The organism is Blautia sp. MB18-30, assembly GCF_023669475.1.
Taxonomy (GTDB): domain Bacteria; phylum Bacillota; class Clostridia; order Lachnospirales; family Lachnospiraceae; genus Blautia_A; species Blautia_A fusiformis.
The window spans coordinates 1-23,825 of the sequence record NZ_JAMOYY010000028.1 but is presented as its reverse complement, the minus strand read 5'-3'; the positions used below and the strand labels follow the sequence as shown (position 1 = coordinate 23,825).

The 23,825-nt window shown below is 44.1% G+C and carries 22 protein-coding genes and 1 pseudogene; 22 read left to right on the top strand and 1 reads right to left on the bottom strand.

What is annotated here, in order from left to right; translation table 11 throughout:
- The first annotated feature begins 50 nt into the window (after positions 1–50).
- From NCY57_RS12430 to NCY57_RS17070, 7 genes and pseudogenes are all read left to right on the top strand, one after another.
- Positions 51–554, top strand: coding sequence for a threonine/serine exporter family protein (locus tag NCY57_RS12430; RefSeq protein ID WP_015526384.1), 504 nt, complete (start codon positions 51–53; stop codon positions 552–554).
- Positions 555–1,154: 600 nt separating this feature from the next.
- The gene (metG, locus tag NCY57_RS12425) at positions 1,155–3,134 is read left to right on the top strand and encodes a methionine--tRNA ligase (protein ID WP_250789728.1); all 1,980 of its coding nucleotides are present in this window, start codon (positions 1,155–1,157) and stop codon (positions 3,132–3,134) included.
- Between the two features lie 12 nt (positions 3,135–3,146).
- Positions 3,147–3,626: a cyclic pyranopterin monophosphate synthase MoaC gene (gene moaC / locus NCY57_RS12420; RefSeq protein WP_250789727.1), complete on the top strand. Its 480-nt coding sequence runs from the start codon at positions 3,147–3,149 to the stop codon at positions 3,624–3,626.
- On the top strand, positions 3,626–4,615 hold the full coding sequence (gene moaA, locus NCY57_RS12415; RefSeq protein ID WP_250789726.1) for a GTP 3',8-cyclase MoaA: 990 nt from the start codon (positions 3,626–3,628) through the stop codon (positions 4,613–4,615). Before moaC ends, moaA begins: the two co-directional genes overlap by 1 nt.
- 3 nt (positions 4,616–4,618) lie before the next feature.
- On the top strand, positions 4,619–5,107 hold the full coding sequence (locus NCY57_RS12410) for a MogA/MoaB family molybdenum cofactor biosynthesis protein (RefSeq protein ID WP_173733157.1): 489 nt from the start codon (positions 4,619–4,621) through the stop codon (positions 5,105–5,107).
- Between the two features lie 374 nt (positions 5,108–5,481).
- A pseudogene (locus tag NCY57_RS17075) lies at positions 5,482–5,889 on the top strand (MOSC domain-containing protein); the annotation flags it as partial.
- 24 nt (positions 5,890–5,913) lie between these two features.
- Positions 5,914–6,690, top strand: coding sequence for a TatD family hydrolase (locus tag NCY57_RS17070; RefSeq protein ID WP_250789733.1), 777 nt, complete (start codon positions 5,914–5,916; stop codon positions 6,688–6,690).
- A 300-nt stretch (positions 6,691–6,990) separates the two neighbouring features.
- Here the strand turns inward: NCY57_RS17070 and NCY57_RS12395 are convergent, their stop codons facing one another.
- Entirely contained in the window at positions 6,991–8,079 is a 1,089-nt protein-coding gene (locus NCY57_RS12395) for a pyridoxal phosphate-dependent aminotransferase (RefSeq protein ID WP_173739585.1), read from the bottom strand.
- A gap of 286 nt (positions 8,080–8,365) precedes the next feature.
- On the opposite strand from NCY57_RS12395, the gene NCY57_RS12390 reads away from it, so the two are divergent.
- From NCY57_RS12390 to tuf, 15 genes are all read left to right on the top strand, one after another.
- Positions 8,366–9,310 carry a ketopantoate reductase family protein gene (locus NCY57_RS12390; protein ID WP_173739586.1) on the top strand — a complete coding sequence of 315 codons (945 nt, stop codon included), beginning with the start codon at positions 8,366–8,368 and terminating at the stop codon, positions 9,308–9,310.
- Between the two features lie 115 nt (positions 9,311–9,425).
- Positions 9,426–9,992, top strand: a complete 567-nt coding sequence (locus NCY57_RS12385; RefSeq protein ID WP_173739587.1) for a LemA family protein — start codon at positions 9,426–9,428, stop codon at positions 9,990–9,992.
- A gap of 56 nt (positions 9,993–10,048) precedes the next feature.
- Positions 10,049–10,990, top strand: a complete 942-nt coding sequence (locus tag NCY57_RS12380; protein ID WP_173739588.1) for a TPM domain-containing protein — start codon at positions 10,049–10,051, stop codon at positions 10,988–10,990.
- Positions 10,991–11,264: 274 nt separating this feature from the next.
- On the top strand, positions 11,265–11,939 hold the full coding sequence (locus NCY57_RS12375; RefSeq protein ID WP_044962442.1) for a TMEM165/GDT1 family protein: 675 nt from the start codon (positions 11,265–11,267) through the stop codon (positions 11,937–11,939).
- A gap of 503 nt (positions 11,940–12,442) precedes the next feature.
- Complete coding sequence (locus NCY57_RS12370) at positions 12,443–12,655, top strand: helix-turn-helix domain-containing protein (protein ID WP_173739589.1); 213 nt, start codon at positions 12,443–12,445, stop codon at positions 12,653–12,655.
- Positions 12,656–12,657: 2 nt separating this feature from the next.
- Positions 12,658–13,071 (top strand): hypothetical protein, encoded by a 414-nt coding sequence (locus NCY57_RS12365; protein ID WP_173739590.1) that lies wholly within the window; start codon positions 12,658–12,660, stop codon positions 13,069–13,071.
- A gap of 74 nt (positions 13,072–13,145) precedes the next feature.
- Entirely contained in the window at positions 13,146–14,510 is a 1,365-nt protein-coding gene (locus NCY57_RS12360; RefSeq protein ID WP_173739591.1) for an AAA family ATPase, read from the top strand.
- Complete coding sequence (locus NCY57_RS12355) at positions 14,510–15,043, top strand: hypothetical protein (protein ID WP_173739592.1); 534 nt, start codon at positions 14,510–14,512, stop codon at positions 15,041–15,043. Before NCY57_RS12360 ends, NCY57_RS12355 begins: the two co-directional genes overlap by 1 nt.
- An 81-nt stretch (positions 15,044–15,124) precedes the next feature.
- Positions 15,125–15,382, top strand: coding sequence for a sporulation transcriptional regulator SpoIIID (gene spoIIID / locus NCY57_RS12350; RefSeq protein ID WP_110103084.1), 258 nt, complete (start codon positions 15,125–15,127; stop codon positions 15,380–15,382).
- Between the two features lie 183 nt (positions 15,383–15,565).
- Positions 15,566–15,970 (top strand): ACT domain-containing protein, encoded by a 405-nt coding sequence (locus NCY57_RS12345; protein ID WP_015526362.1) that lies wholly within the window; start codon positions 15,566–15,568, stop codon positions 15,968–15,970.
- A gap of 484 nt (positions 15,971–16,454) precedes the next feature.
- Complete coding sequence (locus tag NCY57_RS12340; protein ID WP_022426579.1) at positions 16,455–18,977, top strand: YfhO family protein; 2,523 nt, start codon at positions 16,455–16,457, stop codon at positions 18,975–18,977.
- A 203-nt stretch (positions 18,978–19,180) separates the two neighbouring features.
- The gene (gene rpsL / locus NCY57_RS12335) at positions 19,181–19,600 is read left to right on the top strand and encodes a 30S ribosomal protein S12 (RefSeq protein ID WP_015526360.1); all 420 of its coding nucleotides are present in this window, start codon (positions 19,181–19,183) and stop codon (positions 19,598–19,600) included.
- Between the two features lie 229 nt (positions 19,601–19,829).
- Entirely contained in the window at positions 19,830–20,300 is a 471-nt protein-coding gene (rpsG, locus tag NCY57_RS12330) for a 30S ribosomal protein S7 (RefSeq protein WP_059086633.1), read from the top strand.
- Positions 20,301–20,318: 18 nt separating this feature from the next.
- Positions 20,319–22,442 carry an elongation factor G gene (fusA, locus tag NCY57_RS12325; RefSeq protein ID WP_255363785.1) on the top strand — a complete coding sequence of 708 codons (2,124 nt, stop codon included), beginning with the start codon at positions 20,319–20,321 and terminating at the stop codon, positions 22,440–22,442.
- Positions 22,443–22,568: 126 nt separating this feature from the next.
- Complete coding sequence (tuf, locus tag NCY57_RS12320; protein WP_015526359.1) at positions 22,569–23,762, top strand: elongation factor Tu; 1,194 nt, start codon at positions 22,569–22,571, stop codon at positions 23,760–23,762.
- The last annotated feature ends 63 nt before the right edge of the window (positions 23,763–23,825 follow it).

Genomic DNA, 23,825 nt, shown 5'->3' with positions numbered 1-23,825 from the left:
TAAGCAGTGAATGAGGAGTTTAGATACTGCATCAATTGCGGAGTAGCGAAATGCAGCAGATGATGGGAGTATTTGAGAGTAGTTATGATTTTATTCAGGAGGAAAATATGCGGGAAATCATACAGCTGGTCGTATCCTTCACAGGATCCCTCGGTTTTGCGGCATTATTTAATATCCATGGAAAAAAACTCTGGTTTGCGGCATTGGGTGGATGCCTGTCCTGGGCTGTATATCTGGCAGTAGAGTTCATAACGCCAAGTCCGTATGTGTGCGGTTTCTGGTCAACAGTAGCTATTACCTTGTATGCAGAATGTATGGCAAGAATTCATAAAACGCCGGTAACTGTATTTCTGGTTTCTGCGACAATTCCGCTGATTCCGGGAGCAGCACTTTACCGGACAATGAACTGGATGTTGATGAAGGACTGGGCGAAATTCCAGAAAGACGGAATCTATACGATCCTTTTTGCAGTGAGCATGGCAGCAGGAATGACGCTGACAACTATTGCGTTCCGGATGGCGTGGCGGTGGATGTACAGGCAGAGGAGAATGTAATACAGTATCGAAATTCCCCGTTTACAAACCATCGGAAATGTGTTACGATTTTCCCATATGGAAAACTCATGGAAGAAGAGAGTACATGTGTACACCGTACTACAGGGAAATCCCCGGAGGACTTTTTAGATGCAGGCTGTGACGCAGTTGATGTCATAGATTTGCGGCAGAGTGAATGGTAAAGGTTCACTTTATGCAGGAGTTCCGAGACTGAGAGGGATGTGCAGGCACAGATGGAAGATGGCTTCGGAGAGGCATTGCTGAACCGGTTTAAACGCGATAAGCGAAGTGCGAATGTCCGATTTAACGGACACCGGCAGGCAGTGACAGGACCGCCTGTTATAGCGGAAGGGTATAGAGCTTGCTGTACCTGATGAGGTTTTTGCCGTGAGGCAGGAACGAAAAGAAGTGGTAACACGGGTAATAACTCGTCTTCTCATATCGTTATGGTATGAGAAGGCGTTTTTTTATGTCGCTGAGAATTACTTGGTAATCTTCCAATGTCCCCGGACAGGAAATTTCCTGTTTTGACGGAATATATTTTCAGTCCGTTATGAGTAAGTACACAATTTATTTTTATATTTATGGAGGAAAGAAAAGATGGAAAAGCAGAGATATTATATCAGCACTGCCATTGCGTACACATCCGGTAAACCGCATATCGGAAATACCTATGAGGTCGTTCTTGCGGATGCGATCGCACGTTTTAAAAGACAGCAGGGTTATGACGTATATTTTCAGACAGGTACTGATGAGCATGGCCAGAAGATCGAGCTGAAGGCTGAGGAAGCTGGTGTTACACCAAAGGAATTCGTAGATAATGTTTCCGGCGAGATCAAACGTATCTGGGATCTGATGAACACATCCTATGATAAATTCATCCGTACAACAGATAAAGACCATGAAGAGCAGGTCAAAAAAATCTTCAAAAAAATGTATGCAAAGGGAGATATCTACAAGGGTCATTATGAAGGAATGTACTGTACACCATGTGAGTCCTTCTTCACAGAGTCCCAGCTTGTAGACGGCAAATGTCCGGACTGCGGACGTCCATGCGTACCTGCCAAGGAAGAGGCATATTTCTTCAAAATGAGTAAATATGCAGACAAGCTTATTGACTACATCAACACACATCCGGATTTCATCCAGCCAGAGTCCCGTAAAAACGAGATGATGAACAACTTCCTTCTTCCGGGACTTCAGGATCTCTGTGTATCCAGAACATCCTTTAAATGGGGAATCCCGGTAGATTTCGATCCGAAGCACGTTGTATATGTATGGCTGGATGCCCTGACAAACTATATCACAGGTATCGGCTATGACTGCGACGGAAACAGCAGCGATAAATTCAACAAATACTGGCCGGCAGATCTTCACCTGATCGGAAAAGATATCATCCGTTTCCATACCATTTACTGGCCGATCTTCCTGATGTCTCTGGATCTTCCGCTTCCGAAACAGGTATTCGGACATCCATGGCTGCTTCAGGGCGATGGAAAAATGAGTAAATCCAAAGGAAATGTAATCTATGCAGATGAGCTGGTTGAGTTCTTCGGTGTAGATGCTGTCCGTTATTTTGTACTCCACGAAATGCCATTTGAGAATGACGGTGTGATCACATGGGAGCTGATGGTTGAGAGACTGAATTCCGACCTTGCAAACACACTTGGAAATCTTGTAAACCGTACAATTTCCATGTCCAACAAATATTTTAACGGAGTCGTTGAGAATAAGAATGTTATTGAGCCGGTTGATGAGGATCTTAAGAGCTTCATCCTTCAGGTTCCGAAGAACGTTTCCGCAAAAATGGACAAGCTTCGTGTGGCAGATGCTATCACAGAGGTATTCTCTCTGTTTAAACGCTGCAACAAATATATCGACGAGACAATGCCATGGGCACTTGCAAAGGATGAGACAAAGCAGGATCGTCTTGCAACCGTTCTCTACAACCTGGTTGAGGGAATCTGCATCGGCGCATCTCTTCTGAAATCCTTTATGCCGCGTACAACAGAGCGTATTCTTGTACAGCTCAACGCAAACGAGAGAACTCTTGAGGAGATGGAGCAGTTTGGTCTTTATCCTTCAGGAAACCGCGTAACCGACAAACCGGAGATCCTTTTTGCGAGACTTGATCTGAAAGAGGTTCTTGAGAAGGTTGAGAAGCTTCATCCGAAGAAAGAAGAGACGAAAGAAGAGCCGAAGGAAGAGGTAGAAGAGGAGAAAACAGAGAATGTGATCGATATCGAGGCAAAGCCGGAGATCACTTTCGATGATTTTGAGAAGCTGCAGTTCCAGGTTGGTGAGATCATCGCCTGTGAGGAGGTTAAGAAATCCAGAAAACTTCTCTGCTCTCAGGTTAAGATCGGAAGTCAGGTTCGTCAGATCGTATCCGGAATCAAGGCTCATTATTCCGCAGAGGAAATGGTGGGCAAAAAGGTTATGGTCGTTACAAACCTGAAGCCTGCTAAGCTTGCCGGAATCCTCAGCGAGGGTATGATCCTCTGTGCAGAGGATGCAGACGGAAATCTTTCCCTGATGGTACCGGAGAAAGAGATGCCTGCAGGCGCTGAGATCTGCTAAGTATAGACAGATATGGAATTGAATCATTTTGATAAAAACGGCAATGCTGTTATGGTGGATGTGTCCGACAAACTGGTCACTCACCGTACGGCAACAGCCACGGGTTCCATTCAGGTAAGCCCGGAGATCATGGCCGCGGTAAAAAGCGGAAATGTGAAAAAGGGTGATGTACTTGGTGTGGCCCGTGTGGCAGGTATCATGGGTGTGAAGCGTACTTCTGAGCTGATCCCCATGTGTCATCCACTTCCCATCCAGAAGTGTTCTGTGGATTTTGAGACGGATGAGGATGCGGGAGTGATCCGTGTATTCTGCACGGTAAAAACAGAGGGAAAAACAGGCGTGGAGATGGAGGCGCTGACAGGTGTTCAGGTGACGCTTCTTACCATTTATGACATGTGCAAGGCAATTGACAAGCACATGGTCATGTCTGATATCCATCTGGAAGAAAAAACAGGAGGCAAAAGCGGAGATTTTCGTTTTGAGGAAAAATAATGATAGACAGGTGCGGAAGAAATATTGATTATCTCAGGATTTCCGTAACTGACAGATGTAATTTGCGGTGTATTTATTGTATGCCGGAGGAGGGAGTGCAGCATGTGGAGCGCTCCCTCATTTTGCAGGAAGAGGAAATTTTGAGGATCTGCCGGGTGATGGCAGAGCTGGGTATCCGGAAGATCAAGCTGACCGGCGGGGAACCGCTTGTACGGCCGCGGATGCCTCAGCTGGTGGAAAAACTGAAAAATATGCCGGGGATCGAGAAGGTGACTCTGACTACAAATGGTGTGCTTCTGAAAGATCAGATGAGTGATTTTGCCCGGGCGAGGCTGGACGGATTGAATATCAGCCTGGATACGCTGGATGAGGCCTGCAGCAGGAGGATCACGCGGCGGGATGAACTGGGGCGGACGCTGGAAGGGATTTCGGAGGCAATGAAGTATCCGGAGATTTCACTGAAAATCAATTGTGTGCCTCTTGGGATCCCGGAGCAGGATCTTTGCCGGGTGGCGCTTTTTGCCAGGGATCACAGGGTGCATGTGCGGTTTATTGAGATGATGCCCATTGGGATGGGAAAAGAATTTCATGGGGTGTCGGAGGAGGAACTGCTTCGGATCCTTGGGGAAAAGCTTCCGCGGTTTTCGCTGTATGTTGGGGAGCCCCTTGGGAATGGACCGTGTCATTATTATGATGTGGATGGTTTTTCCGGAAAGATCGGGTTTATCAGCGCGGTGAGCCATAAGTTCTGTGGGGAGTGTAACCGGATCCGGCTGACTTCTCAGGGCTTTTTGAAGACCTGTCTGCAGTATGCGGCGGGAAGGGATCTTCGGGAGGTGATCCGCAGTGGTGGTTTGGATGAGGTGCTGAAGGCTATGATCCTGGAGGCTTTGGCGGAGAAACCGGACGGGCATGCTTTTGGCGTAGGCCTGGAGAAACAGAAGGATGATAAGACGGAGAAGCTTTGTATGGCTCAGATCGGAGGTTGAGTGATGAAGAGAGTTGCTGTGATCACTTCTAGTGATAAGGGTTACAGAGGAGAGCGTGAGGATCTTAGTGGTCCTGCTGTGAAGGAGATTATGGAGGCGGCCGGGTATGAGGTTGTTTCTGTGGATGTTTTGCCGGATGACCGTGGGATGCTTGGAAGCCGGATGGCTGAGATCGCAGATCGGGGGCTTGCGGAGCTGATCCTGACTACGGGTGGTACCGGGTTTTCTCAGAGGGATGTGACGCCGGAGGCTACGGAGGATGTGATTGAGCGGCGTGTGCCGGGGATTCCGGAGGCGATGCGGGCGTTTAGTCTGACGATCACGAAGCGGGCGATGCTGAGCCGGGCTACGGCCGGGATCCGGAAGGGGACATTGATCGTTAATCTGCCGGGGAGCCCTAAGGCTGTCAGGGAGTGCCTGGAGGTTATTATTGAGGCGTTGGGGCATGGGATTGAGATTTTGACCGGCGATGCTGGAGAATGCGGACGGTAGTGTGTGGTGTATACTTAGACTAACGAACGGACGCCCAACGGAGGCAGGGCCAGTACGGTGACACGCTGCGCGGCCTGTTCGGCTGCGTCGCTGATTTGCTGCCATTCGCGCCAACTCGCCTGCGGCTCAAACAGGGCGCTCGGTGGCAGCAGCTATACTCGCCTCTCGACGGCCACTCCGCTAACGTCACCGTACTGGCCCTGCCTCCGTTGGGCTGGCTGTTGGATGTGGTAGGTTTTATGATTAAAATTCATCTCCAGCGATTCATAATTCCTGAGGCTTGAGAGTTACATGTGGTAGGTTTTGGAAATCAATATTGCTGGTGTGATATAGGAATAAATTTGGTAACGATGTGTAATTAATAGGAGTCTGTTATGGGAAAAGTACTTGCGGTTTGTATCAGTGAGAAGAAAGGAACACAGAAGAAGAATGTTGGGTCTGCAGTTTTTGTGGAGGACTGGGGGCTTGAGGGGGATGCTCATGCCGGAAAGTGGCACCGGCAGGTGAGTCTTCTTTCCGGTGAAAAGATCGATGCGTTTCGTGCGAAGGGCGCAGAGGTCGAGGATGGTGCTTTTGGTGAGAATCTGGTTGTGGAAGGGATTGATTTCGCAAAGCTTCCGGTTGGCACCAGATTTCGCTGTGGTGAGGTTGTGCTGGAGCTGACTCAGATCGGAAAGGAGTGCCACAATGGCTGTGCCATTTTTCAGAAGATGGGTGAGTGCATCATGCCCCGTGAAGGTGTGTTTACAAGAGTACTGAAAGGTGGAAAAGTTTCCGTCGGTGACGAGATGACTGTGGATAAAGCTATGATTTTTGATACTCATGCACATTACGATGATGAGGCTTTTGATGAGGATCGTTTTGCCATGCTGGATAGTATGCAGGAGAACGGGATCGGGCATATTGTGGATGTGTGTGCTTCGGTGGGGCATTTTGATCGGGTTTATGATCTGGTTGAGAAGTATCCTTTTGTTTATGGCGCAGTGGGTGTTCATCCGGATGATGCGGATAAGGTGGATGCAGCAGTTCTGGATGAGATCCGCAGATATTGCGACATGAAAAAAACGGTAGCTGTAGGCGAGATCGGCCTGGATTATTACTGGCATAAGGAGAAGGAAGAGCATCTTCTCCAGCAGAAGGTATTTCGCCAGCAGATGGATATCGCCCGTGAGAAAAAGCTTCCGTTTATCATTCATAGCCGTGACGCTGCGGAGGATACGCTGAATATCGTGAGAGAGTATATGAAGGACGGGATGTATGGTGGAATTATCCATTGCTTTTCCTATAGTAAGGAGATTGCAAGAGAGTATCTGAATATGGGACTTTATCTGGGAATCGGTGGAGTGGTTACTTTTAAGAATTCCCGGAAGCTGAAGGAAGTGGCAGAGTATGCGCCGCTGAATCAGATCCTGTTGGAAACCGACTGCCCCTATATGGCACCTGTGCCGAACCGTGGAAAGAGAAATAGTTCTCTGTATCTGCCGGAGGTTGTGAAGACCATTGCGGAGATTAAGGGAATCAGCTGCGAGGAGGTTGTGGCTGTGACGGAGAGTAATGCGTTGAAGATGTTGAATTTAATTTGATAAACTTGGGAAAAAGTGCTTTGTTATGAGCATATAGTTGAATGACGGATTGATTTTAAAGATATGAAATGAAAAAAGAGCTGTTGTATGGCAGGTGTGAGTGATCATCTGTTCGGCAACAACTCTTTTTTATATTTAGGAAAAATAAATTAATGACAAGTGCGCATATATGAGCGCACCATATTGGAGTGATCCTTACAGAAAAATATGCAGGTAAAAAAATGCCTGACAGAAATGTCTGTCAGGCACAGGAGGCATAAAACAGGAGATCCGGAAATCTCGGATCGTATTGTACAGCTTTTACAGCGATTTTAGCACTTTAACAAGTCGTGAATTGTCCTCCGGCATCATAATACAGAATCGTACAAATTCCCCGTCCAGGCACTGGAAGGAAGAACAGTCACGGATCATCATGCCTTGTCTGATACAGGCTTCAAATACGTCATAGGAGGTCAGTCCGTTTTTCAGGATCCTGAGCAGGATAAAGTTTGCATAGGCGGGATAGATTTTGTAGGTGTCTGTATCCCTCAGTTCCCGGATTATCCGGTCGCGTTCGGAAAGGACCAGATTTCTGGTTTCTTTAATATAATCTTCATCCTGCAGCATGATCTCTCCTGCAAAGGCACCAAAGCTGTTAAGTGACCATGGTGTCTGTTTTTCGCGCATTTTTGCAAGAAATTCCATATTTCCGGTGATGCCGTAGCCCAGGCGTATTCCGGGAGCGGCGAAGAATTTGGATACGCCGCGGAGTACCATGAGATTGGTGAATTCCCGTGTCAGCGGAACTGCGGTGATGGCGTTGATATCCGGGGCAAATTCCACATAGGTTTCGTCGATCATCACGAAGATATTTTTTTCAGCACAGAAACTGATAAGTCTGCGAAGCTCTTCCTGGGTGATGGCAGAGGAGGTCGGATTGTTGGGATTGCAGAGGATGAGAAAATCATAGCCCTGCTCCAGCTTCCGGCAGAGATCCGGAATATCCGGCTCGAAATCATTGCTTTCCTGAAGGTGGTAGTATTCCTGGGTACTTCCGGAGAAAGAGAGCTCTCTGGAGTATTCAGAATAGGTAGGCCCAAGGATCAGAGTGTGCTTCGGGGCACGCTCCTGGATCAGAAGGGAGATCAGCTCACTGGAGCCGTTTCCCGGAAGGATGAAATCAGCGGGAATATTGCAGTAGCTGGAAATCGTATTCCGAAGGGATGTGTATTCTCTGTCCGGGTAGGAGGAAAGGATATCCACGTGTTCTGCAATGGCTCTGCCGGCTTTTGGGGAAAGTCCCAGAGGATTGACATTGGCACCGAATTTGACGATGTTTTCTTTTTTCAGATTGTAGTAGCTGCAGATCTTTTCTATATCACTTCCGTGAAAAACGGGTTTAGTATCCATTTTTGTCACCTCACATTTTTGTTTTTTTCGTAAAAAATTTATATCCAGTATACACCAGAATCCGGGACAAAAAAAGACGGGATAAAAAGTTTCTGTATTTTTTTCGAATAGGATATTACTGAAAATTGCTTTCTGGAAATGTATGGGAATATTTGATACAATGAGCAGGTAGCGAATGCGGATTGTGAATATCCATGCTGTTTGTCAATGCGGATCGTGAATATCCACATTTTTTCCGGGGAGGGTAAGTCCTTAGTGAGAAACAGCAGGAAAGGAAACAGAAAATATGAATACAGAAGAGAAAAAGATCGCAGTGATCGGAATTGGTGGTGTTGGTGGTTACATAGCCGGGCTGCTGGCGAAGGCGTATCCGCATGTGACGATGGTTGCACGTGGCGCCAGGGCAGAGAGCATCCGGAAAAAAGGCCTGGTGCTCCACAGTGATTATAAGGGTGAGATCGTGGCAAAGCCAGAGCAGGTAGTGCCAATTCAGGATATGGGACAGCAGGATTATATTTTTATCTGTGTAAAAAATTATTCACTGGCTGAGGTGTGCGAAAGTATCCGGGACATGGTCACGGATGACACCGTGATCATTCCTGTGATGAATGGTGTGGACCCGGGAGAAAACATCCGCCGTCTGGTTGGTAAGGGAACGGTTGTGGATTCGCTGATCTATACGGTGGCTTTTGCCAATGAGGATTTTTCCATTTCCCAGCAGGATACGTTTACGTGGCTTTGTATTGGAATCAAAGATGCGGATGAACGGCAGCAGAAGAAAGTTGCAGAAGTGGCAGGGATCCTGAAAGGTGCGGATATTGACTATAAGGATCAGGGGGATATCGAGGTGGAAATCTGGAGAAAGTATATCCTCAACTGTGCCTTTAATGTGATGACTGCTTTTTATGATAATACCATCGGGGAGCTCCGCAGAGATCCAGTGAAAGCGCAGCAGTATGAGAAGCTTGTATGGGAAGCTGCCAGTGTAGGTCAGGCCAAGGGGGTTGCGCTGACGGATGAGCACATCAATGAGGTGATTCATAAATTCCGCCATGTACATGCAGATAATGCAACCAGCTCCCTGCAGAGAGATTTTCGCATCCGGAGAAAACAGACGGAGCTGGAAACCTTCAGCGGCTATATTGTGAAAGAAGCGAAGAAACTTGGTGTTTCCATTCCGCTTTCCGAAAAAATATATCAGGGACTTATGGAAATGGCAGAAAAATTCTGATCGAAAAGGTGAGTTTTTCTGGTGGAATCCTGTATGCTCTGGTACAATGGGGATATAAAAAATCCTGTATCGCAGGCTGAAAGGTTATCTGTGATACCGGAAGGGAGGAAAAGAGATGAAGAAAGTATTTTTGGCTGTTATTGCAGTGATCGTGGTCCTTGCCGGAGGACTTATGCTCAGTTACAACGGGCTTGCCGGGAGTAAAGAAGCTGTGGAAACTGCAGAGGCTGATGTGGATACCATGCTGCAGAGACGTGCAGATCTGATCCCGAATCTCGTCAGCACGGTAAAAAGTTACACGAAGCATGAGACGGAGGTTGTTGACAGGGTTCTGGAGGCGCGGGACCAGCTGATGAATGCAGATACCGTGGAAGAGAAATCTGAGGCAGATCAGCAGATGGACAGTGCACTTTCCGGTCTGAAGGTTGTGGTGGAAAATTATCCGGAACTGAAAAGCAATACTACTTATGTGGGCCTGATGGATGAACTGTCCGGAAGTGAAAACCGGATCTCTGTAGCGAGAAAAGATTATAATGAGGCTGTGAAAGCTTATAACACAAGGCTTGTGAAATTCCCCGGGAATGTATTTGGTTCCATGCTTGGCTTTGAGAAGGCGTCGTATTTTGAGGCCGATGATTCAGCAGCAGATACGCCGGATGTAGGGGATATGCTGGCAGAGTGATAAGATCAGACCATTGTTCTGATGAAATGAAAGAACGGATAGAGGGAGAATATCCTATGAAAAAATGGATCGGACGGATGGCTGTGCTGCTGGCTTTTGTATTGACGCTGTCCGGAAGTACGCTGGCAGCTTTCGGGAAAATCCCGTCTGCCACAAAAGAATTCTATGTTAATGATTATGCAGGGTTTTTCAGCGATACCTGGAAGGAAGAGCTTTGCAAGGCTGGTGAGCAGCTGTATGAGGATACCACAGCGCAGCTGGTTGTCCTTACCGTGGATACCACCGATGGGGAAGACATCAGTGATTATGCAGTGGAAACCGGCCGCAAATGGGGAATTGGTTCAAAGAAGAAAAATAATGGTGTCCTGATCGTCCTTTCGGTTTCGGACCGTAAAGTCTGGGTATCTGTCGGCTACGGTCTTGAGGGAAAGCTGCCTGATTCAAAGACCGGACGACTTCTGGATGAATATGCAGTTCCTTCCTATAAAGACAATCAGTTTGAAAAAGGTACCGTGGAGCTTTATTATGCACTGCTAAATGAGATCCGTGAGGAATACGGCCTGGAGAAAATAACAGCTCCCAGGTATGAGAAGGTGCAGCAGGATGTGGACGACGATGAGGATGAGGGAACTGTCTGGGAGATCGCGCTGGGGCTTGTAATGATCGTTTTGCTCATGGTGGGCGCATATCTGCTGTGCGTGATGCTGCCTGTATTTCTTATCGTAACTATGGTTCTGGTTCTGAAGGGCCTGATAATGAAATTGTCGGGAAAGGATACCGCAGACTACTGGAAAAAGAATTTCAGCCGTATGAGTGTACTGCACCGGCTCTTTAATTCCCTGTTTCCGCTGAGCTGGATCCTGGGAAGAGGGGGAAAAAGCAGCGGCGGAAGTTCCGGTAATGACGATGACAGAGATGATGATTATGACAGCTACGACAGCGGAAGCTCCGGAGACGGAGGAAGCTTCGGCGGTGGCGGTGCAGGCAGGGATTTCTAGTGGTGTCGGCAGGAATCGCCGGTTCTCTTGTACAGCACAGGCGGAGCTTTCTAATGCTCTTGACAAAATTTCTCAACTTTGCTACAATGACGAAAATCAATTCCGTGAGGGAGTAATTCGCGTGTAGACGTGGTTTGTCAACATACTGGTGCATGCACCTGGCAAATCTTAAAGAATGAGACTCATGTATATTTTATTTCTGTTACAGAGATAGAGTATACGTGGGTCTTTTTTTATGGCTCCAGAGCGGATGAATATGCAAAGGAGAAGAAAAATGCTGTTATTTATGAAAGTGCTTTTTACCCAGTTTATTGCGGAAATGGGTGACAAAACACAGCTGATGCTGGTGGCAATGACTTCCAGGTTCAAGCTGAAGGATATTTTGCTTGGAACCGGTGTTGCTGTCCTGGTGCTCAACGGACTGGCAGTGCTTGCAGGAGGTATTATCAGTACCGTGGTCCCTACCTGGCTGATCCGTCTGATTGCAGGTGCAGCGTTCCTGTTTTTTGCGGTGACAACACTGAAGGGTGACGATGATGAGGAAGAGAATGTTAAGGATCGTAAGATCAGATTTGCACCGCTGTCTGTATTCTGCACATTTTTTGTTGCGGAGCTGGGGGATAAGACACAGCTTACCGCAATTACATTTGGTGCCAATGAGGGACTGAGTTCAGCGGTTGTGGTATGGCTTGCCTGTTCACTGGGACTTTTTGCAGCGGATGTGATCGGACTTCTGATCGGATATCTTCTGAAAAGCAAGGCACCGGAGGGAATCCTCAATACAGTTGCATTTGTTATTTTTTCCATCTTTGGAATCCTGACGCTGAGACAGGGATTTGGCCTTCTGCTCGGGGCGGGCTCTTCTATGATCCTTCCGCTTACCGTAGCGGTTACGGTTGTGTTTGTGATCGTCTGTCTTGTGCTTTATAAGCAGGCGAAAAAGAATTAAATTATTTTCTATTTCTGTAATGATGAGGAAAGCTGCCGTATGACGATGGGAGGTGAATGCAGATAAAAAATTCATCTCCTGTTGGGTATGGCAGCTTGTATTTTGTGCAGATACTAGTGAAGTGTCAGTTGTTTTTTTGATTTTAACAGTGCTTTGAATGTTAGACTGGATTTTCTGTTTATGTGATCAATGGAGTTTTGGGAACAGGAAACCACAGTTACGACTGTTCTGGCTAGGTGAATCAGTGTAGTTCTTGAGCTGATTTGTATTTTTCAGTTTTATTTGTAACTGAGATTTTTACGAAGAGAATTTGAAGAGGACATAGTTTTTGTAATGGAAATGCTGTAGACATAGCTTGATAATATGGGACTGATGAATGTCATTTATAATATGAGGGTGAAAGTTTCAGGAGAAAGTTAAAAAGCATCATGTAAGGTGCTGACGATAAATTTAAAAAAATGTATTATAGAATGTAATGAAAAATGTAAGGAGATAAAGCTACGATGAGTGGTGTTAATAGTGAAGTAGTAAAAAGAAAAAGAATTGCTTTAAATTATACGCAAGAAAAATTAGCTGAAAAAGCAGAGTTGTCGAGAAGTCAAATACAACGTATAGAAAAAGAAAATATTAATTGTGGCATAGAAACAGTGAAAAGAATAGCAAAAGCTTTAGAGTGTGAATATAGTGAACTTACAGATTCGGATAGAGAGGAATAGCCATGAGTAAAATGAAAAGAATAGAAGCAATAATTTTTTCAGTTTTACAAGATAAGGAATGGCACTCACTTACAGAATTAAAAAATGAAATTAGATTGCAGGATGAGACTCTACTTCAAAATGAAAATTATTTGAATGTAATATTGAGTCGCTTAAAAAATAAAAAACATCAGATTGAACTTAAGGGGAAGGGAATTTACAGAATGATAACGGAAAATGAAGAAATGAAGGAGATAAAAATAGATAAAGAAAGAATTCTTAGTGATTGGAGAAATTATTATGATACAATGATAAAAAATCCAAAACCAAATTATGATATGTCGGAAGAAGAATTTAGACAAGGAAAATGGTTATATGAATTAAATAGAGAGATAGAGAAAACGATAAGTTTATTCCCGGAATACACAAAAGATTAATGCAAAAAAATACAAAATGTATTTATATTTGCAAACAAAGATGGTATACTATAAATAAACAGGAGGTGCATAAAATGAAGGATGTTTATTTGGTGAATTATTCAGTAAAAGGAATAAAAACGCTAGATCAGACGGTTTCATTGTCTTTTTATAAAAAGACAATTTCAAAAGAGCCGGACACACAAGATTATAATATTAAAGGTATTTATGGGATGAATGGTTCGGGTAAATCAGGTATTGTAACCTCTGTTGAAATATTGAGAAATCTTTTGACTAATCCCGGGTATTTGGCTAATCCGGTTGCTCAGAAAAATCTGGATGAAATGATTAATAAGAAATTGAATAAATTAGATATAACGGCAGAATATATAGTAAAGATTCCAGAAAATGTCTTGCTTTTTAAGTATAATATAATACTGTCTAAAAATATTATAGGAAAATACCATATTTCTTATGAAAAATTAGCTGTCAAAAATGCAACATCAAGAAGTGAAGGAATGACCTTCGTTTATGAGATTATTGATGGAACTGTAAAATTCCTCTATAGTCAGGAAAAAACAGAAAAGGATATTATACCTAAAACGATGAACCTATTGGCAATGTCATCTATGAGTTCATTGTTTTATGAAAAGTTTTTTATTCCTTCATTAAAGGAAGGTAAACAAGAAAAAAGTTTTATTTGGAATAGCCTTCTTATACTCAATATTTTAGGCATGAAACTACATGTGTATGTAGATGAATCTGATGATCATCGAGAATATGTTACCAGAAATTCCATGGAATATTATAATGAAGAAAAACATGAGACAGAAAATGATGAATGGATAAATAGTTTACTGGAAATGGACAGTGATCATCTTAATGTATTAAAAATTACCCAAAACTATGTTCCTGAAGCTTCATATTCACATTTTGAAAAAACAGTTAATAGGCTGTATGAATTTTTGCGTATTTTCAAATCGGATTTGCAGAATATTGAAATTGACAGGAAAGAAAAAGATAATATATGGATTTGTGATTTGATAATGGTTTATGAAGATTATAAAATTCATGCAGAATTTGAAAGTACGGGCATAAAGAAACTCATTAAATTATTTGCATATTTAAATGAAATGGTGCGTGGCAGTATTGTTTTTATTGATGAGCTCGATTCAAACCTTCATGATGTTTATTTGTGTGCATTATTGGAGTATTTGATGGAATATGGAGAAGGACAGCTTTGCTTTACGACACATAATGTTGGTCCTATGGATATTTTGAAACAGCATAAGAAGTCAATTGATTTCTTGTCCGAAGATCATAAAATTTATTCTTGGGTTACAAATGGAAATTATTCTCCTTCCAAACTTTATCGAAATGGAATGATAGAAGGATCTCCTTTTAATGTAGATTCTATTGATTTTATAGGGGTCTTTGGAGTTGGTGAGGAGGATGAATAGTGGGGGTGCAGTTGATATTTGTTGTAGAAACGAATAAAAAATGTAATTCAGACTGGATTTATATTAAAGAGACTATTGAACATTTTTATCTATATGATCGTATAAAAGTCAAATTAAGCGTTGTGTATATGGATGGAAGAGGAAATTATAGTAGTAATAAAAAAGAAAGAGAGATAAAAGGTTATATTTCGCAATATCGTGCAACTTCAAAAACAAATAAATCAAAAGTAATCTATTGCTTTGATTGTGATGAGTATATTAATAATCCGGAGGATTTGAAATTTTTGGAAAAGGCGAAGAAGTACTGCGATGACCACGAAGCAGAATTTGTCTGGTTTTGTAAAGATGTAGAACAGGTATATCTTGGGCATAGTGTAAATGATAGTCAGAAGAAAAAGGAAGCGGCAGGCTTTAAAATAAGAAAAGAAATTAATAATATTAATACAAGAAAACTTTCTGAAAAGAACTATAAAACTGGTACAAGCAATATTATAAATGTATTAGATAATATTCCTCAACTAACAAAAAAATAAATCTGTACATAGGTAGCACGAAACACATATCGCATTTTCCTCATGCATACACTGTAAAAAAGCGTCTTCGGGGGCTTGGCAGTGAAGGATTATATTGAAGAACGTGCAGTTGAGATCGCAGGATATATTGTTGAAACAAAGGCTACGGTGCGGCAGGCAGCTAAGAAATTCGGGATCAGTAAGAGTACGGTACATAAGGATTGCGTAGAACGCCTGAAAATGATCAATCCGGCTCTGGCCATAGAAGTTCGCAAGGTACTGGATGTAAACAAGCAGGAGCGACATATCCGGGGAGGTATCGCTACCCGGGAAAAATATCTCCATGCTCACATGCGGTGAACAGGCGGGCCGGGTTAAATGCTGATCATAAAATATCAGTGTTTATGGAGCCGGGTAAACTAAAATATGAATGTCTGTGTTATTATCCGGCTTGCTCTGGTTGACATACCTGATAAGATGTGCGAAGATTTATCATACGATAGAACAGCAAAATAAAGCACATAGGAAAGAGAGGATTTTATCATGCTGAAACAGTTATCCATCTATGCAGAAAATAAAAAGGGTGTCATGCAGAACATTACCGGTATCCTGAAGAACGAGGATATCAACATTCTGGGCTCTGTGACCAATGACAGCGCAGAGTACGGAATCGTACGAATGGTAGTTTCGGAGCCGGATAAGGCAATGGAGGCTCTGATTGCTGCAGGATATCTCTGCCACGTGATCGAGGTGATCGGAGTGGAGGTTGAGGATAAGACCGGAAATCTGAATGATCTGCTTCTTACACTGAAGGACAGTAATGTGAGCGTGGATTATCTGTACCTCTCCTTTAACCGTGATTCCGGCAAGCCGATCATGGTATTCCATACCGAGGATATCATGGAAGTGAGATCCTGCCTGAAATCCAGAGGCTATACCGTTTTATAAAAACAGGATTTTACCGTGTGGTAGAGGCTTTTATCCGTTTGATAAATATTAAAATATTCTATATTATAAACACGAAATATCAATTTTACAAATGTATATGGCCATGCTATCATATATCCATAATAGTTCTTAACCTGTAAACAGCCACCTCAGGATATGTGAATATCCGTATCATACAGGCCGGGAACTAAAAAACTCATCACATAAAGTTAATAATTACACCCATGAAGAGATCTGTGGATCAGCGTACACAGATTCCTTCAGAAAGAAGCTGTTACGTCGGCGGAGTTTTCTGCGTCTCCAATGATGTGACAGCTTTTTTCTTTTGCTCTGAAAAATTCGCAGTAATTTCACAAAAACATGATACAGTAGGAAAAAACGACGGAAAAGAAATAACAGTATTTCAGAAAATAACAGCCGATAGATAATTCAGCTGTCCAGAACAGAACGGCCTGGAATTACTGCAGACAGACGAGGAAATGAAATGAGACCAATAAGAATACAGAAAGCGGAAAAAAACAAAAAACAGGGAAACAGAGGGTGGATCTATCTCATGGCGTTTCTGTTTCCGGTTCTGATCTTTACGCTGGGCTTTGCATTGAAGGGTGTTTATCCTTTTGGAGAGAATTCGGCGCTGGTGGTAGATGGAGTCCATCAGTATACAGCCTTTTACAGGGAACTTTCAGAGCAGCTTGGAAAGGGAGCGGGCTGGACCTGGTCCGCACATGCCATGGGATATAATTTTTACGGATTGTTTTGCTATTATCTCTGCAGTCCGTTCAGCTTCCTAATACTGCTGTTTATGAAATTCATGTATGTAAACGAGGCTGTCACTGCGGTGATCCTGATCAAGGCAGGGCTTTGCAGCGTATCCATGGCATGGTATTCCGGGAAAAAATATCCGGGCAGAGGAAGTATGGCAGTTTCTCTTGGCTGTATGTACGCACTGTCTGATTTTCTTATAGGCTATTACAGCAATGTGATGTGGCTGGACTGTATCATGCTTCTTCCGGTGCTTGCATATCTTATTGAACAGCTGGTGCATACCGGAAAATGGCGAGGGTATTGTCTGGTGCTGGGGTACTGTATTTTAACCAGCTATTATATGGGATTTATGTTATGCACATTTGTTGCTTTTTATTATCTGGCAGAGCTGGCTGCGGCAGAATCCGGTCGACGGCCGGAGAAAATCCGTTTTTCATTATTGAAATTTGCCGGGGCGTCTGTTGCCGGAGCCGGACTTGCAGGAATCACACTGATCCCCGGAATTGCTGCGGTATCCAGAACTGCAGCGGCGGAAGAGGCAGGCACCGGACTTTCGGGAGTGTACGGAGATATCTGGAAACAGCTGGGCGCATTATTCGAGGATTCCCTGTCCTTTGTAAAATCCGGCGACCAGGGAGATGTGAATCTTTACTGTGGCTGTGCAGTGCTGCTTTTTGCCGGGATTTATTTTCTGAATAAAGAAATCCGCACAGCAGAAAAAATCGTAACAGGTATATTGATCGTTTTGTATTTTGCGGGGATCCATATCACAGCGCTGAATCTGCTTTTTCACGGATTGCATAAACCTGTGGGAATCCCCAATCGTTTTGTGTTCATCCTGATATTTCTGCTGTTGAAAATGTCCTGTGATGCATGGGGAAATGTGGAAAATGAAAGCACAGGAAGAATTTTTGCCGGACTGATCGCTGCAGAGGGCTTCTGTATCGTTGTGGGGATCAAAAGCGGAAATATCTGGGGACTTCTGCTTACAGCAGGGGTTCTTGCAGTATTCTTTCTGGTTATGTGGACGGAACGGTGTATCTGTGGAAAACTGTCCGGTCATGCCTTTTGCTGTGTGGAGATCCGAAAGCTGGGATGTCTGGTGCTGGCAGTGCTGATCCTTGCAGAGACAGGAATTCACGGAATCGTCAGTATTACAGATAATGGAACCGCAAACCGTGATATTTATGTGGAAAGTGAGCAGGAGGTTTGTGGATTACTGGAGTCTGCCGGTGTGGATCAGGTGGATTACCGTGCCGCCATCGTAAATCCTCTTGTGAGAAATGAAGAGATGCTGTATCAGCTGAACGGGATATCTATGTATTCCTCTACTAATACAGAGGAAATGTGGGATTTTGTAAAAAACATGGGCTTTGAAAATCTGGAAAATCGTTTTCAGTATGCGGGATCCACGGAAGTGACGGATATGCTTCTGGGAATACGATATCTGTTTTGCAGGAATACAAGAAAGCTTCATACTGTTTATAAAAAAATCGGAGAAAGCCAGTCCTTTGATCTCTATGAGAATCCGAGAGCACTGAAAGCAGGATATATGGTCAGTGATTCCGTACTGGACTATGCAATGGAAGGAACAAATCCACTTGAGGTTCAGAACCGGCTGCTTAGCGGTATTGCGGGAAAAAGACTGTACAAAATGCAGACGGTGTCTTCAGAAGCAGTATGGGCCGGGACTGTGGATTTTGATATTTCGCTGAAAAAAGGGGAGCATGGGTATCTCTATATTCCGGGGACAGAGCCGGAAACTGTAACGATCAACGGCCAGGAGCAGAAATCCGATTACTGGAATAATAATTTCCTGGATCTTGGCACTTATGATACGGATACGGTTGTGCATGTAACTGCGGAAACCGGAATGCAGGAAGCGGTTCTGGGAACTTACCGGGAATCGGACCTGGATGAGATCTATGAAATGCTTTCTTCCCAGCAGATGGATCTGAAGAATGGAAAGGGTACCATAGCTGCAGCAAAGGATGGAATGCTCCTTCTCAGCATATTTTATGATCCTGATATGCAGATTTATGTAGATGGGAAAAAGGTCGATGGGAAAAGCATCCAGGGGCTTACCGGTGTAAAGCTTTCGGCCGGGACACATACGGTTACTATGAAATATCGGACTCCGGGGCTGCAGGCGGGAGCAGTTCTTTCTATATTAATAGCAGGAATACTGGGAATACTCTGGTATATCAGCAGAAGAAAAATGGGTATTTCCGGCAGGTTGTGACATCTATGGAGAAAACCGTGTAAAACCCCTGTAAAATCAGCAAAAATTCTTTATAAAACACCTTGACAAGCCCTGTATTTACGGTCTATAATGAGCAAGCGTGCGAATGAAACGTTATATTTTCGCATGCCGTAATTTGTAAATAGCAACCGCAAGGCCCCATGGGAAAGCCCATGGAGAAATAAATCGGGAGGTGAAATGGAATGCCAACATTCAACCAGTTAGTAAGAAAGGGCCGTCAGACAGCTGTTAAAAAATCTACAGCACCGGCTCTGCAGAAAACATACAACTCTTTAAGAAAGAAAGCAGTTGATCAGGCTGCTCCACAGAAACGTGGTGTTTGTACTGCTGTTAAAACAGCTACTCCTAAAAAGCCTAACTCAGCTCTTAGAAAGATCGCCAGAGTTCGTCTTTCCAACGGTATCGAGGTAACAAGTTATATTCCAGGAGAGGGTCACAACCTTCAGGAGCATAGCGTTGTTCTTATCCGTGGAGGAAGAGTTAAGGACTTACCTGGTACAAGATACCACATCATCAGAGGTACTCTTGATACCGCAGGTGTCGCTAACAGAAAACAGGCTCGTTCCAAATACGGAGCTAAGAGACCTAAAGTTAAAAAATAATTTTTGTAGATCAGAAATCTACGCCGCTTCCTGATTGCAGATAATCAGGAGGATTACAAAGATATTATTCATCTAATGTATTACAGCGGAAGACTATAAGGATTTGTACGGTATTCCATATACCCTGTCGGTTGCGGGTTAAATATAGGACCTTACCAGTGCGAACATGCAATAGTTTTACTGCGTGAGTACCGATGATATAATCAATATGATTAAGGAGGGAAGTAACGTGCCACGTAAAGGACATACTCAGAAAAGAGACGTTCTGGCTGACCCGATGTACAATAACAAAGTGGTTACCAAGCTTATCAATAACATCATGTTAGACGGTAAGAAAGGTGTTGCTCAGAAAATTGTATACGGTGCATTCACCAGAGTAGAGGAAAAAGCTGGTAAACCAGCAATTGAAGTATTTGAAGAGGCTATGAACAACATCATGCCAGTTCTCGAGGTAAAAGCAAGACGTATCGGTGGTGCTACTTATCAGGTTCCGATCGAGGTAAGAGCAGACAGACGTCAGGCACTTGCTCTTCGTTGGCTTACAATGTTCTCACGTAAGAGAGGCGAGAAGACAATGGAAGAAAGACTGGCTAATGAGCTTCTGGACGCAATGAACAACACAGGTGCATCCGTTAAGAGAAAAGAAGACATGCACAAGATGGCTGAGGCAAATAAAGCATTTGCTCACTATCGCTTCTAATTCGAGGAGGAAAATTCATTGGCTGGAAAAGAAGGAAGAGAATATCCATTAGAGAGAACCAGAAATATCGGTATCATGGCGCATATCGATGCTGGTAAAACAACTCTTACAGAGCGTATTCTTTATTACACAGGTGTTAACTACAAGATCGGTGATACTCATGAAGGTACAGCGACAATGGACTGGATGGAGCAGGAGCAGGAGCGTGGTATCACAATCACATCCGCTGCTACAACATGTCACTGGACTCTTGAGGAGAACTGCAAGCCAAAGCCAGGTGCTCTTGAGCATCGTATCAACATCATTGATACACCAGGACACGTAGACTTCACTGTTGAGGTTGAGCGTTCCCTTCGTGTACTTGATGGTGCTGTCGGCGTTTTCTGTGCTAAGGGTGGTGTTGAGCCGCAGTCAGAGAACGTATGGCGTCAGGCTGATACCTACAATGTACCTCGTATGGCATTCATCAACAAGATGGATATCCTTGGTGCAAACTTCTACGGTGCAGTAGAGCAGATCAAGACTCGTCTTGGTAAAAACGCTATCTGCCTTCAGCTTCCGATCGGAAAAGAGGATGACTTCAAAGGAATCATCGATCTTTTCGAGATGAAAGCATACATCTACAATGATGAGAAGGGTGATGACATCTCCATTACTGATATCCCGGAGGATATGCAGGAAGATGCAGAACTTTATCATACAGAGCTGATCGAGAAGATCTGCGAGCTGGATGATGACCTCATGATGGAGTATCTTGAGGGAGATGAGCCTTCTGTAGACAAGCTGAAAGCTGTCCTCAGAAAAGCTACATGTGAGTGTACAGCAGTACCGGTTTGCTGCGGTTCCGCTTACAGAAACAAAGGTGTTCAGAAACTTCTGGATGCAATCCTTGAGTATATGCCGGCTCCTACAGATATCCCGGCTATCAAGGGTGTTGACCTTGACGGCAACGAAGTTGAGAGACATTCATCTGATGATGAGCCGTTCTCCGCTCTTGCATTCAAGATCATGACTGACCCATTCGTAGGAAAACTTGCTTATTTCCGTGTTTATTCAGGAACAATGAACTCCGGTTCTTATGTACTGAATGCCACAAAAGATAAAAAAGAGCGTGTTGGACGTATTCTTCAGATGCACGCTAACAAACGTATGGAGCTGGATAAGGTTTACTCCGGTGATATCGCTGCAGCGATCGGATTCAAATTCACTACAACAGGTGATACAATCTGTGACGAGCAGCATCCGGTAATCCTTGAGTCCATGGAGTTCCCGGAGCCAGTTATCGAGCTCGCGATCGAGCCTAAGACAAAAGCTGGACAGGGCAAACTTGGTGAGGCACTTGCTAAGCTTGCTGAGGAGGACCCGACATTCCGTGCTCATACAGATCAGGAAACTGGACAGACCATTATCGCTGGTATGGGTGAGCTTCACCTGGATATCATCGTTGACCGTCTTCTTCGTGAGTTCAAGGTTGAGGCTAACGTTGGTGCACCTCAGGTTGCTTACAAAGAGACAATCACCAAGCCTGTTGATGTAGACAGCAAGTATGCTAAACAGTCTGGTGGTCGTGGACAGTATGGTCACTGTAAAGTTAAATTCGAGCCTATGGATGCCAACGGAGAAGAGCTGTACAAGTTCGAGTCCACAGTTGTTGGTGGTGCTATTCCGAAGGAATACATCCCGGCAATTGGCGAAGGTATCGAGGAAGCTATGAAAGCTGGTATCCTCGGAGGATTCCCGGTAGTTGGTGTACATGCAAATGTATACGATGGTTCTTACCATGAAGTCGATTCTTCTGAGATGGCATTCCACATTGCAGGTTCTCTTGCATTCAAGGATGCTATGCAGAAAGCAGCTCCGATTCTTCTTGAGCCAATCATGAAGGTCGAAGTTACTACACCAGAGGATTACATGGGTGACGTTATCGGTGATATCAACTCCCGTCGTGGACGTATCGAGGGTATGGAAGATATCGGCGGCGGTAAGATGATCCGTGGATATGTTCCACTTTCCGAGATGTTCGGATATGCTACAGACCTTCGTTCCAGAACACAGGGACGTGGTAACTACTCTATGTTCTTCGAGAAATATGAGCAGGTTCCGAAGTCTGTACAGGAGAAGATCCTTTCCAAAAAGGACTGATCTGATATAAAATAATAAAATGCTTGCAAATAACCTTGGTTTGCAATATAATCAAGGTTAGCAAGTTTAAATCTGAAAAAATGCTCTAATTTTGATAGAGCCAAGTTTTAAGGAGGACATTTTAAAATGGCAAAGGCTAAGTTTGAGAGAACAAAACCGCATTGTAACATTGGTACCATCGGACACGTTGACCATGGTAAAACAACATTAACAGCAGCTATCACTAAAGTTCTTGCAGAGAGAGTTCCAGGAAACGTAGTAGAGAACTTTGAGGATATCGATAAAGCTCCAGAGGAAAGAGAGCGTGGTATCACAATTTCTACAGCTCACGTTGAGTATCAGACAGAGCGTAGACATTACGCACACGTTGACTGCCCAGGACATGCTGACTACGTTAAGAACATGATCACAGGTGCAGCTCAGATGGATGGTGCTATCCTTGTTGTTGCTGCTACAGACGGTGTTATGGCTCAGACTAAAGAGCATATCCTTCTTTCCCGTCAGGTAGGTGTTCCTTACATCGTTGTATTCATGAACAAATGTGATATGGTAGACGATGAGGAGCTTCTTGAGCTCGTAGAGATGGAGATCCGTGATCTTCTTTCCGAGTATGACTTCCCAGGAGATGACATTCCGGTTATCCAGGGTTCTGCTCTTAAAGCTCTTGAGGATCCGGCTGGCCCATGGGGAGACAAGATCATGGAGCTTATGGATGCTGTTGATGAGTACATTCCGGACCCACAGCGTGACACAGATAAACCGTTCGTAATGCCTGTAGAGGACGTATTCTCCATCACAGGACGTGGTACAGTTGCAACTGGTAGAGTTGAGGCTGGTGTTCTTCACGTATCTGAGGAAGTTGAGATCGTTGGTATCAAAGAGGAGACTCGTAAAGTTGTTGTAACTGGTATCGAGATGTTCCGTAAACTTCTTGATGAGGCTCAGGCTGGTGATAACATCGGAGCACTTCTTCGTGGTGTTCAGAGAAACGAGATCGAGCGTGGACAGGTTCTTGCTAAACCAGGAACACTTACATGCCATACAAAATTCACAGCTCAGGTTTACGTTCTGACTAAAGACGAGGGTGGCCGTCATACACCATTCTTCAACAACTATCGTCCGCAGTTCTATTTCAGAACAACAGACGTAACAGGTGTTTGCAACCTTCCAGAGGGAACAGAGATGTGCATGCCTGGAGATAACATCGAGATGACAATCGAGCTGATTCATCCGATCGCTATGAGCCAGGGTCTTACATTTGCTATCCGTGAAGGTGGACGTACTGTAGGATCAGGACGTGTTGCTACAATCATCGAGTAATCGTTAATTAGTATAACATCCTAATTTAATATATATTGAGTACCGCAAGGTACATTGTGTCCA

Excerpts from the sequence above, each read along its gene's own strand:
- NCY57_RS12430 (WP_015526384.1), top strand. The coding sequence starts at position 51 with ATGCAGCAGATGATGGGAGTATTTGAGAGTAGTTATGATTTTATTCAG.
- metG (WP_250789728.1), top strand. The coding sequence starts at position 1,155 with ATGGAAAAGCAGAGATATTATATCAGCACTGCCATTGCGTACACATCC.
- moaC (WP_250789727.1), top strand. The coding sequence starts at position 3,147 with ATGGAATTGAATCATTTTGATAAAAACGGCAATGCTGTTATGGTGGAT.
- moaA (WP_250789726.1), top strand. The coding sequence starts at position 3,626 with ATGATAGACAGGTGCGGAAGAAATATTGATTATCTCAGGATTTCCGTA.
- NCY57_RS12410 (WP_173733157.1), top strand. The coding sequence starts at position 4,619 with ATGAAGAGAGTTGCTGTGATCACTTCTAGTGATAAGGGTTACAGAGGA.
- NCY57_RS17070 (WP_250789733.1), top strand. The coding sequence starts at position 5,914 with ATGATTTTTGATACTCATGCACATTACGATGATGAGGCTTTTGATGAG.
- NCY57_RS12395 (WP_173739585.1), bottom strand. The coding sequence starts at position 8,079 with ATGGATACTAAACCCGTTTTTCACGGAAGTGATATAGAAAAGATCTGC.
- NCY57_RS12390 (WP_173739586.1), top strand. The coding sequence starts at position 8,366 with ATGAATACAGAAGAGAAAAAGATCGCAGTGATCGGAATTGGTGGTGTT.
- NCY57_RS12385 (WP_173739587.1), top strand. The coding sequence starts at position 9,426 with ATGAAGAAAGTATTTTTGGCTGTTATTGCAGTGATCGTGGTCCTTGCC.
- NCY57_RS12380 (WP_173739588.1), top strand. The coding sequence starts at position 10,049 with ATGAAAAAATGGATCGGACGGATGGCTGTGCTGCTGGCTTTTGTATTG.
- NCY57_RS12375 (WP_044962442.1), top strand. The coding sequence starts at position 11,265 with ATGCTGTTATTTATGAAAGTGCTTTTTACCCAGTTTATTGCGGAAATG.
- NCY57_RS12370 (WP_173739589.1), top strand. The coding sequence starts at position 12,443 with ATGAGTGGTGTTAATAGTGAAGTAGTAAAAAGAAAAAGAATTGCTTTA.
- NCY57_RS12365 (WP_173739590.1), top strand. The coding sequence starts at position 12,658 with ATGAGTAAAATGAAAAGAATAGAAGCAATAATTTTTTCAGTTTTACAA.
- NCY57_RS12360 (WP_173739591.1), top strand. The coding sequence starts at position 13,146 with ATGAAGGATGTTTATTTGGTGAATTATTCAGTAAAAGGAATAAAAACG.
- NCY57_RS12345 (WP_015526362.1), top strand. The coding sequence starts at position 15,566 with ATGCTGAAACAGTTATCCATCTATGCAGAAAATAAAAAGGGTGTCATG.
- NCY57_RS12340 (WP_022426579.1), top strand. The coding sequence starts at position 16,455 with ATGAGACCAATAAGAATACAGAAAGCGGAAAAAAACAAAAAACAGGGA.
- rpsL (WP_015526360.1), top strand. The coding sequence starts at position 19,181 with ATGCCAACATTCAACCAGTTAGTAAGAAAGGGCCGTCAGACAGCTGTT.
- tuf (WP_015526359.1), top strand. The coding sequence starts at position 22,569 with ATGGCAAAGGCTAAGTTTGAGAGAACAAAACCGCATTGTAACATTGGT.